At 62.8% G+C, this 282-nt stretch carries 1 protein-coding gene; it reads right to left on the reverse strand.

Annotated elements, in window-relative coordinates; translation table 11 throughout:
- A partial coding sequence (locus tag KVT28_RS24940) for an aldolase/citrate lyase family protein (protein ID WP_254633657.1) occupies positions 1-282 on the reverse strand: 282 nt, incomplete at both ends.

Raw genomic sequence — 282 nt, forward strand, 5'->3', positions numbered from 1 at the left:
TGAATCAGCAGGCATAACTCTTCATTGGCGCGCGCCATATAATTTTCCACGCGCCCCCAACGTGCCGCTCGCGCCACGCCTGCGCCGACGCCGCGCGTGCCGTAAGGCGGATAGCGCGTCGCCTTCACCAGCGCCTGTGCCTGCCCAGCGGTATCGATCATCGGCACCAGCAAGGTGCGCGCACCGATATCCAGCACCTGCTTGATCAGTGCGGACTGGAATGCGATTGGCCGTATCACCGGCTGGCTGCGATAAGGCGCACCGGCCTGCAATTGATGATAG

Source organism: Pantoea sp. GbtcB22, assembly GCF_019091025.1.
In the GTDB taxonomy this organism is placed as follows: domain Bacteria; phylum Pseudomonadota; class Gammaproteobacteria; order Enterobacterales; family Enterobacteriaceae; genus Pantoea; species Pantoea leporis.